Source organism: Klebsiella sp. JN_Kp126, from assembly GCF_033843325.1.
In the GTDB taxonomy this organism is placed as follows: domain Bacteria; phylum Pseudomonadota; class Gammaproteobacteria; order Enterobacterales; family Enterobacteriaceae; genus Klebsiella; species Klebsiella michiganensis.
The window spans coordinates 150,414-160,105 of record NZ_JAWXQV010000043.1 but is presented as its reverse complement, the minus strand read 5'-3'; the positions used below and the strand labels follow the sequence as shown (position 1 = coordinate 160,105).

Here is a 9,692-nt window from a genome sequence, read left to right as displayed (position 1 = left end):
AGTGCGCCCCTATGGGGCGAAATCAATGCCACCTGCTATGCAGGTGGTTTTTTACGGCTAATCCGTTACAACCTTACCGGATCGATATGCCAGATATGGTCGGCATACTCCTTAATCGTGCGGTCGGAAGAGAAGTAGCCCATATTGGCGATATTCAGCATCGCTTTATTGGCCCACTCCTCCGGATGACGGTACAGCTCATCCACCTTATCCTGACAATCCACGTAGCTACGGTAATCCGCCAGAACCTGATAGTGGTCGCCGAAGTTAATCAGCGAATCCAGCAGGTCACGGTAGCGTCCCGGCTCCGATGGGCTGAACAGGCCGGTGCCGATCTGCGTCAGCGCCTGGTGCAGCTCTTCATCCTGCTCATAGTAATCACGCGGTTTGTAGCCGTTAGCCCGCAGGGCTTCAACCTCTTCCGCCGTATTACCGAAGATAAAGAAATTATCCGCCCCGACGTGCTCCTGCATCTCAACGTTAGCCCCGTCCAGGGTACCGATGGTTAACGCGCCGTTAAGCGCGAACTTCATGTTGCTGGTACCGGACGCCTCCGTCCCCGCCAGCGAGATCTGCTCGGAGAGATCCGCTGCCGGAATGATGAGCTGCGCGAGGCTTACGCTGTAGTTAGGAATGAACACCACTTTCAGCTTATCGCCAACGTCCGGATCGTTATTCACCACCGCCGCGACGTCATTGATTAAATGAATAATATGCTTCGCCATGTAGTAAGCCGAAGCCGCCTTGCCGGCGAAGATATTCACGCGCGGTACCCACTCGGCGTCGGGATCGGCCTTAATGCGATTGTAGCGGGTGATCACATGCAGCACGTTCATTAGCTGGCGTTTGTACTCGTGAATACGCTTGATCTGCACATCGAACAGGGCTTTCGGGTTGACCACCACGTTAAGCTGCTGGCCGATGTAGTTCGCCAGCCGCTGCTTGTTTTCCAGCTTGGCCTGGCGCACCGCCTGGTTAACCTTCGGAAAGTCAATATGCTGCTCCAGCTCCTTCAGCTGGCTTAAATCCGTACGCCAGGTGTGGCCGATATTTTCATCCAGCACTTTCGACAGCGGCGGATTCGCCAGCGCCAGCCAGCGGCGCGGAGTGACGCCGTTCGTGACGTTGGTAAAGCGCATCGGGAAGATTTTGGCAAATTCGGCAAACAGCGACTCGACCATCAGCCGGGAGTGCAGCTCCGACACGCCGTTGACCTTGTGGCTTACCACCACCGCCAGCCACGCCATGCGTACGCGACGCCCGTTAGACTCGTCGATAATCGACGTACGGCCCAACATCGCCGTATCGTTGGGATACTGCTCCTGCAGGGTCTTCAGGAAGTAGTCGTTAATCTCGAAAATAATCTGCAAATGGCGCGGCAGGATTTTACCTAGCATATCGACGGGCCAGGTCTCCAGCGCTTCGCTCATCAGGGTATGGTTGGTATAGGAGAAGACCTGGCAGGTCACCTCGAACGCCTCATCCCAGCTAAACTTATGCTCATCAATCAGCAGGCGCATCAGCTCCGGAATCGACAGCACCGGGTGCGTGTCGTTGAGGTGAATCGCGATTTTGTCCGCCAGATTGGCGTAGGTTTTATGCAGCTGGTAGTGACGGCTGAGGATATCCTGTACCGTCGCCGACACGAGGAAATACTCCTGGCGCAGGCGCAGCTCGCGCCCGGAATAGGTGGAGTCGTCCGGATAGAGCACCCGCGACACGTTCTCAGAGTGGTTTTTATCTTCCACCGCCGCGAAGTAGTCGCCCTGGTTGAATTTACCGAGGTTGATCTCGCTGCTGGCCTGCGCGCTCCACAGACGCAGCGTGTTGGTAGCGTCGGTGTCGAAACCCGGGATGATCTGATCGTAGGCTTCGGCAATAATCTCTTCGGTCTCCACCCAGCGGGAATGTTTACCTTCCTGCTGAATGCGGCCGCCGAAGCGCACTTTGTAGCGCGTATTGTGGCGCTCGAACTCCCACGGGTTGCCGTACTCCAGCCAGTAGTCCGGGGACTCTTTCTGCCGCCCGTCGACGATATTCTGCTTAAACATCCCGTAGTCGTAGCGAATACCGTAGCCGCGGCCCGGCAAACCCAGCGCCGCCAGCGAGTCGAGGAAGCAGGCAGCCAGACGACCAAGACCGCCGTTGCCCAGGCCCGGGTCGTTCTCTTCGTCAATCAGCTCTTCAAGATTCAGCCCCATCTCTTCCAGCGCGCTGTTCACGTCCTCATAAATACCGAGCGATAGCAGCGCGTTGGACAAGGTACGGCCAATCAAAAACTCCATCGACAGATAGTAAACCTGGCGCACTTCCTGAGAGAGCTGCGCCCGGTTTGAACGCAGCCAGCGCTCGACCATGCGATCGCGAACGGCGAACAGCGTGGCGTTGAGCCATTCATGTTTGTTAGCGATAGCCGGATCTTTGCCGATGATAAACATCAGCTTATAAGCAATAGAGTGCTTTAACGCCTCAACGCTCAGGGTGGGTGATGAGTAGCTAAAAGGTACATTCATAGCTTTGGCTCCTGGTTACAGCAAGCGTTGATAAAGTTCGCGGTAAGAATTTGCGGCAACCTGCCAGCTAAAATCCATATTCATCGCCTGACGCTGGACGTAGCGCCAGAGCGACGGGCGCGACCACAGGACGAATGTACGTCGAATAGCCCGCAGCAGCGACAAAGCGTTGCTATCTTCAAAAACAAAGCCGGTAGCCATACCGTCGGCGAGATTCTCCAGCGAGCAATCGGACACGGTGTCCGCCAGTCCGCCGGTACGCCGCACCAGCGGTAGCGTGCCGTACTTCAGGCCGTACAGCTGGGTTAAGCCGCACGGTTCAAAACGGCTGGGCACCAGAATCACATCGGCGCCGCCCATAATGCGGTGCGAGAAGGCTTCATGGTAGCCAATCTGTACGCCGACCTTGCCCGGATGCTCGGCCGCGGCGGCCAGGAAGCCCTCCTGCAGCACCGGATCGCCCGCCCCCAGCAGCGCCAGCTGACCGCCCTGCTCCAGCAGGCCCGGCAGCGCCTCAAGCACCAGGTCGAGCCCCTTCTGGCTGGTCAAACGGCTGACAACGGCAAACAGCGGCGCTTTGTCATCCACCTTCAGCCCCATGGCGATTTGCAGCTGGCGTTTGTTTTCCGCTTTTTCTTCCAGCCGATCGCGATCGTAGCGCGCGGCCAGCAGCAGGTCGCTTTCCGGATTCCAGATATGGTCATCCACCCCGTTGAGGATCCCGGAGAGGCGGCCCTCATGCTGCCGCTGACGCAGCAGCCCTTCCATGCCGTAAGCGAACTGCGGCTCGGTGATTTCGCGCGCATAGGTCGGGCTGACCGCCGTAATATGGTCGGCGTAGTAGAGCCCCGACTTCAGAAAGGAGATCTGGCCGTTAAATTCAAGGCCATGAACGTTATAGAACGACCACGGCAGCTCAATGTCGTTCATATGCCACGAGTAGAACATCCCCTGGTAGGCCAGGTTATGCACCGTAAAGACCGACTTAGCCGGGTGGCCGCGCGCCGCCAGGTAGGCCGGGGTCAGGCCCGCATGCCAGTCGTGGGCGTGAACAACGTCAGGGCGCCAGAAAGGATCCAGGCCGCAGGCCATCTCGCTACCGACCCATCCCAGCAGCGCAAAGCGCAGCACGTTGTCGGTATAGGCGTGCTGATTAGTATCGTGATAAGGGCTCCCTGGGCGATCGTAGAGATGCGGGGCATCAATCAAATAGATGCCCACGCCGTTAAAGTGACCGAACAGCAGAGTGATGCGCCCGGCAAACGTCTCGCGGCGCGTCACCACCTGCGCATCCGTCACGCCGCGGCGGATATCAGGAAACGCGGGCAGCAGTACGCGCGTGTCGACGCCCCCGGCAATTTGCGCTGCAGGCAGCGCGCCGATCACATCCGCCAGTCCACCGGTTTTTAACAGCGGGAACATCTCTGAACATACATGTAATACCTGCATTAGCGCTCCTGTGGATACCCCAATTTCCGCAGCATGTCGCGGGTGACCAGCACGATACCTTCCTCCGAGCGGTAGAAACGGCGTGCATCCTCTTCCGCGTTCTCCCCAACAACCATACCTTCAGGGATCACGCAGGCGCGGTCAATAATGCAGCGACGCAGGCGGCACGAACGGCCAACCCAAACCTCTGGCAACAAGACTGCCGAATCAATATTACAGAATGAATTCACCCGCACGCGCGGGAACAGCACCGACTGCACAACCACCGATCCGGAGATAATACAGCCGCCTGAAACCAGCGAGTTCAGGGTCATCCCGTGGCTGCCCGAGCGGTCCTGGACGAATTTTGCCGGAGGCAAAGGCTCCATATGGGTGCGAATCGGCCAGTTCTGATCGTACATGTCCAGTTCCGGGGTCACCGAAGCCAGATCGAGGTTGGCTTTCCAGTACGCTTCCAGGGTCCCGACATCACGCCAGTAGGGCTCAGACTGCGGATCGGACTGCACGCAGGAGAGCGGGAAAGGATGTGCATAAGCCATGCCAGCTTTGGTGATTTTCGGAATGATGTCTTTACCAAAATCGTGGCTGGAGCTTTCATCGCTGTCGTCTTCTTCCAGAAGCTCATAAAGGTAATCCGCGTCAAAGACATAGATACCCATACTCGCCAGCGATTTGCTGGCATCGCCCGGCATCGCAGGCGGATTAGCCGGTTTTTCGACGAAATCGATAATCTTATCGCTCTCGTCCACCGCCATGACCCCGAACGCCCGTGCTTCTTCAATAGGCACCGGCATACAGGCCACGGTGCAACGCGCGCCTTTTTCGACGTGATCGATAAGCATGCGCGAGTAGTCTTGTTTGTAAATATGGTCGCCCGCGAGGATAACGACGTACTCCGCCTTGTAACGACGAATGATGTCGAGGTTCTGCGTCACCGCATCCGCCGTGCCGCGATACCAGTTTTCCCCCTGCATCCTTTGCTGGGCGGGCAGCAGGTCAACAAACTCGTTCATCTCTTCATTGAAGAACGACCAGCCGCGCTGGATATGCTGCACCAGCGTATGCGATTGATACTGGGTGATGACGCCGATGCGTCGAATGCCTGAGTTAATACAGTTAGATAACGCAAAATCGATAATGCGGAACTTGCCGCCGAAATGGACAGCAGGTTTCGCGCGTTTATTGGTCAGATCCTTCAGACGGGTACCACGTCCCCCGGCAAGGATCAGCGCAACGGATTTGATCGGCAACTGACGCGCCAGCATCAATGGATCGTTCTTTTCTACCCCAACCATAATTAACTCCTTTTTTACTCCCCAGCTTGCCTGCCCTTCTCGTCGCGCCGCCGCTTCGAGACCAACCGGAAGCCCCGAGGTTACGACCTTTGAAATACGCACACTCCGTGCGCGGGCCCATGCCAGACAGCTATAGTGACCGGATTATCCTCTCCGGCGAAAGGTGGAATGGCGCGCCATTCCCCCGCGGGTAAAACCATCTCTGCCACCTCGGCGGTGGCGTTGAGCGCCATCAGCCAGCGATCGGACAATATGATCTGCATACGCGGCGCACCGTGCTGCCATTCATCGGCGGACAGCGGCTGCGCATGTTGGTTTAACCAGCGAACGCTGCCGTCTCCCTCCTGCCACCAGCGATTCTCGGTTAAAGCCGGAACGCGCTGGCGCAGATGAATTAACGCGGCGGTGAACGCGGTCAGCCCGCGGTTAGTATGGTTCCAGTCCAGCCAGGTCAACGCATTGTCCTGACAGTAAGCATTGTTGTTGCCATGCTGGCTGTGACCGTGTTCGTCACCCGCCAGCAGCATCGGCGTTCCCTGCGCCAGCAGTAAAGTCGCCAGAAGAGCGTGAACGCTGGCACGGCGCCGTTCAATCACGGCAAGACTCCCTTCTAATCCTTCTATACCATGATTGTTGCTGTAGTTATTGTTAGTCCCATCGCGATTCTCCTCCCCGTTTGCCTCATTATGTTTCTGATTGAAACAAACGCAGTCGCGCAGGGTGAAACCATCGTGCGCGGTGACCAGGTTAACCGCCGCCGAAGGCGCTCTGCCGTTACGCTGAAAAACGTCGCTGGATGCGGCAAAACGCTGAGCGAAGTCGCCCAGCGAGACGTTCTGCTGCAGCCAGAATCGACGCGCGGTATCGCGGAAATGGTCGTTCCACTCGGCGAACAGCGGCGGAAAGTTACCCACCTGGTAGCCGCCCGGGCCGATATCCCAGGGTTCCGCGATCAGCTTGACCTCAGCCAGACGCGGGTCGTTACGGATGGCCTCAAACAGCGGCGCATCCTGACGAAACGCCGGCGTCCGCCCCATCACCGAGGCGAGGTCGAAACGAAAGCCGTCAACGTGGCACTCGTCAACCCAAAAGCGCAGGCACTGGCGGGCATACTCCACCACGCCGGGGTGGCTGAGGTTGAGGGTGTTCCCGCAGCCGGTCCAGTTGTGGTAATCGCCGTCTTCCCTGATCCAATAATAGCTACGGTTATCGATTCCGCGCAGGGAGAAGGTCGGCCCTTCCAGGTCTATCTCCGCGCTATGGTTCAGCACCACGTCAAGGATCACTTCGATGCCCGCCGCATGCAGCGCTTTTACCGCATCGCGAAACTCGTTTAACGCCTGCTCCGGCGCGATGGCGTAGCGCGTGTCGAGGGCGAAAATCGCCAGCGGGTTGTAGCCCCAATAGTTGCTTAACCCCATCCGCTGAAGGCGCGGTTCGCTGGCGAACTGCGCCACCGGCATTAACTCTAGTGCAGTAATGCCCAGCATGCGGAAGTAATCGATCATCACCGGATGACCGAGCGCTTTATAGGTGCCGCGGACATTCTCCGGCAGATCGGGGTGCAGATACGTCAGCCCCTTGACGTGGGCTTCATAAATCACCGTCTGGCCCCACGGCGTGCGCGGCGGCTTATCGCCGCGCCAGTCGTAATGCAGGTCGATCACCCGCGACTTCGGCGCTATCGCCGCGCTGTCGCGACGATCGGGAACGCGATCGCCGCCGTGGAGACGTTCATCGTCAGGCAACCCGCCGTCTACCTGATGGCAGCAGGGGTCAAGCAGCAGCTTCGCCGGGTTGAAGCGGTGCCCTTGCGTTGGGTCCCAGGGCCCGTGGACGCGGTAGCCGTAGCGCAGGCCAGGCCCGACATCGGCGAGCCAGCCGTGCCAGATATCGCCGCTGCGCGCGGGCAGGTCGACGCGTCGCTCATTGCCCTGCTCGTCAAACACGCAGAGTTCCACCCGCTCCGCGTGGGCGGAAAAGAGCGCGAAATTCACGCCCTTACCGTCGTAGCTGGCCCCTAAAGGCGCGGGCTGTCCTGCCGCGAGTGCGATCATTGCGCCTCCCGCACCAGCCACACCGTCGCCAGCGGAGGCAGCGTAATGGAGAGGGAGTGTTCACGACCGTGGCTGGCGATCGGGTCGCTCTCAACGACGCCGCCGTTGCCGGTGTTGCTGCCGTGGTAATGCATGGAGTCGGTGTTGAGCTCTTCACGCCAGCGGCCGGGCTGGTTGATGCCAAAACGGTACTCATGACGCGGGACCGGGGTGAAGTTGCTGGCGACGATAATTTCATTGCCCGCCCTGTCGCGACGAACAAAGATAAATACCGAACGCTCATGGTCGTCCACCACCAGCCATTCGAAGCCGTAGGGATCGAAATCCAGCTCGTGCAGCGCTTTATGGTGACGATAGGTATGGTTGAGGTCGCGCACCAGCCGCTGGACGCCGTGGTGCCAGTTATCGCCGCCCTCCAGCAGATGCCAGTCGAGGCTTGCGTCGTGGTTCCATTCGCGTCCCTGAGCAAACTCATTGCCCATAAACAGCAGCTTTTTACCCGGGAAGGCAAACAGCCAGCCGTAGTAGGCGCGCAGGTTAGCGAACTTCTGCCAGGCGTCGCCCGGCATGCGGTCGAGTAACGATTTTTTGCCGTGCACCACTTCATCATGAGAGAGCGGCAGGACAAAGTTTTCGGTGTAGTTGTAGAGCATACCGAAGGTCATCTTGTCGTGATGATGACGGCGATGCACCGGGTCCAGCTTCATGTAGTCGAGGGTGTCGTGCATCCAGCCGAGGTTCCACTTGAACCAGAAACCCAGCCCGCCGGTGGAGGAAGGACGGGAAACGCCGGGAAAATCGGTCGACTCTTCCGCCATGGTTACCGCGCCCGGCGTCTGTTCGCCCAGCACGCGGTTGGTATTGCGCAGAAACTCAATCGCTTCAAGGTTTTCCCGACCGCCGAATTCGTTCGGCACCCACTCGCCCTGCTTGCGGCTGTAGTCGCGATAAATCATCGACGCCACCGCATCAACCCGCAGCGCGTCAATGCCGAAGCGTTCGATCCAGTACAGCGCATTGCCGACCAGGTAATTGCTGACCTCGCGGCGGCCGTAGTTGTAAATCAGGGTGTTCCAGTCCTGATGGTAGCCTTCGCGCGGGTCGCTATGTTCATACAGCGAGGTGCCGTCAAACGAGGCGAGCGCAAAATCATCCGCCGGGAAATGACCGGGCACCCAGTCCAGAATAACGTTAAGCCCCGCGGCGTGCGCGGCGTTGATAAAGTAGCGGAAATCCTCCCGGGTACCGAAGCGACGGGTGGGCGCGTACAGCCCGGTCGGCTGGTAGCCCCAGCTGCCGTCAAACGGATGCTCGTTAACCGGCAGCAGTTCGAGGTGGGTAAAGCCCATCCATTTGGCATACGGGACCAGCTGGTCGGCAAGCTCGCGATAGCTCAGCCAGAAGTTATTATCGGTGTGGCGGCGCCAGGAGCCGAGGTGTACTTCATAAATCGAGATCGGCGCATCAAACTGGTTAGCCTGCTTGCGCTCCGGCGGCTGTGCGACCTTTTCCGGCAGCCCGCAGATGAGCGAGGCGCTCTCCGGACGCATTTGCGCTTCAAAAGCGTAAGGGTCGGACTTCACCCGCAGGTTGCCGTGGGCATCGATAAGCTCGAATTTATACAGCTGGCCGTTCAGCGCGCCGGGAACAAACAGCTCCCAGATGCCGGACTCTTTACGCAGGCGCATCGGGTGGCGGCGGCCGTCCCAGTAGTTAAACTGGCCGACGACCGATACCCGGCGGGCATTCGGCGCCCATACGGAGAAACGCGTACCGACCACGCCGTCCATGGTATCGGCATGCGCGCCCAGCGTTTCATAAGGACGCAGATGCGTGCCTTCCGACAGCAGCCAGACATCGAGATCCTGCAACAGCGGACCAAAACGGTACGGGTCATCAATCAGGTTCTGCTGCCCGTGCCAGGTGACGGCCAGCTGATAGCGAAAAGGATTTTTACGACGCGGCAGAACGCCGCTGAAGAAACCGCGCGAGTCGAGGCATTCCAGCTTGCCGACTTTGCGTCCGGTTTTTGGTTCAATGACCCACACATCGGTGGCATCGGGTAATAATGCACGAACTTCCAGCCCGGCGTCGGTGTAATGCATGCCAAGCACGGAAAAAGGATCCGCAAAATGGCCGGCGATAAGCGCATTAATCACGTCCTTATCAATACGATTAGACATGGTTTCATCCTGTTGTAGGTGTCGCCCTTTCCTGTATCCGGCGACTTTTTTTTGACCTGAACGGCGCAGCACGTTATGCGTCCCCCTGCTCCGTCCCACCTTCAGGTAAGGAGACATCGTGACTCCTTACTTAAAGCATAGCCAAGGCTGAGTTACCTCCGTTGGGAAAAATCTAACATTCGCGTTTACTCCTTG

The 9,692-nt window shown here is 58.5% G+C and carries 5 protein-coding genes; all 5 read right to left on the bottom strand.

All coding sequences use genetic code 11. The features are described from left to right. Nucleotides 1-65 precede the first annotated feature (65 nt). Nucleotides 66-2,513: a glycogen phosphorylase gene (gene glgP / locus SIK97_RS04365; protein WP_004854983.1), complete on the bottom strand. Its 2,448-nt coding sequence runs from the start codon at nucleotides 2,511-2,513 to the stop codon at nucleotides 66-68. A gap of 15 nt (nucleotides 2,514-2,528) precedes the next feature. After that, on the bottom strand, nucleotides 2,529-3,962 hold the full coding sequence (gene glgA, locus SIK97_RS04360; protein WP_032751556.1) for a glycogen synthase GlgA: 1,434 nt from the start codon (nucleotides 3,960-3,962) through the stop codon (nucleotides 2,529-2,531). Then, on the bottom strand, nucleotides 3,962-5,257 hold the full coding sequence (gene glgC, locus SIK97_RS04355) for a glucose-1-phosphate adenylyltransferase (RefSeq protein ID WP_004106488.1): 1,296 nt from the start codon (nucleotides 5,255-5,257) through the stop codon (nucleotides 3,962-3,964). The genes glgA and glgC overlap by 1 nt, the downstream gene beginning before the upstream one ends. An 80-nt stretch (nucleotides 5,258-5,337) precedes the next feature. Next, entirely contained in the window at nucleotides 5,338-7,314 is a 1,977-nt protein-coding gene (gene glgX / locus SIK97_RS04350) for a glycogen debranching protein GlgX (RefSeq protein WP_057173350.1), read from the bottom strand. Further along, a complete protein-coding gene (gene glgB, locus SIK97_RS04345; RefSeq protein WP_032751560.1) occupies nucleotides 7,311-9,497 on the bottom strand; it encodes a 1,4-alpha-glucan branching enzyme in 2,187 nt (728 codons plus the stop codon). The genes glgX and glgB overlap by 4 nt, the downstream gene beginning before the upstream one ends. Nucleotides 9,498-9,692: the final 195 nt, after the last annotated feature.

Excerpts from the sequence above, each read along its gene's own strand:
- glgP (WP_004854983.1), bottom strand. The coding sequence starts at position 2,513 with ATGAATGTACCTTTTAGCTACTCATCACCCACCCTGAGCGTTGAGGCG.
- glgA (WP_032751556.1), bottom strand. The coding sequence starts at position 3,962 with ATGCAGGTATTACATGTATGTTCAGAGATGTTCCCGCTGTTAAAAACC.
- glgC (WP_004106488.1), bottom strand. The coding sequence starts at position 5,257 with ATGGTTGGGGTAGAAAAGAACGATCCATTGATGCTGGCGCGTCAGTTG.
- glgX (WP_057173350.1), bottom strand. The coding sequence starts at position 7,314 with ATGATCGCACTCGCGGCAGGACAGCCCGCGCCTTTAGGGGCCAGCTAC.
- glgB (WP_032751560.1), bottom strand. The coding sequence starts at position 9,497 with ATGTCTAATCGTATTGATAAGGACGTGATTAATGCGCTTATCGCCGGC.